This window comes from Collinsella sp. Sow4_D11 (assembly GCF_052116465.1).
In the GTDB taxonomy this organism is placed as follows: Bacteria; Actinomycetota; Coriobacteriia; order Coriobacteriales; family Coriobacteriaceae; genus Collinsella.
Window position 1 is genome coordinate 1 of record NZ_JBQKLA010000076.1, and the last position, 478, is coordinate 478.

The window sequence follows — 478 nt, forward strand, 5'->3', positions numbered from 1 at the left end:
ATAACCCTTTTCCCCTTTGATCTTTATTTTATTTTCACCCTGGAGCATAGAATAATCCGACTCATATGTTGTTCTAAAATCTAATTCACTCCTTACTGTTTCCGTCTTCGTCGTGATTCGATCTTTGGTGCCTTTTAGTGTTACTTCATCGATGGGTTCTTTTCTTGTTTCCTTAATTTTAACTCGTTTGCTTTCAATACCATCGATATAGGTGACTTTATAGGTTCTTTCTAAACTGCCATTGACGCCCTTGGTTCGGATTTTGCTTTCATCTTTAAATAGATTTTTATCATCCTTCGTTATTTTCTTAAAGGGCAGTACCTCGTTTGTTTTTAAATTTTCAGTGGTGATCTTTTGCGCTGCTGACGTTAAACCATAGAAAGCAATGCCTTCTTGTTTCCAACCTCGAGTGGCCAAAACTTTGTATTCATTGGAATCTTTGGTATAAAGGTGCTTTTTCATATCCGAATGATAAAGT

At 36.0% G+C, this 478-nt stretch carries 1 protein-coding gene; it reads right to left on the reverse strand.

From position 1 onward, the window contains the following. On the reverse strand, positions 1-462 hold a 462-nt coding region (locus ACTQ40_RS10595), incomplete at its 3' end, for a G5 domain-containing protein (RefSeq protein WP_441564129.1). Positions 463-478 lie beyond the last annotated feature (16 nt).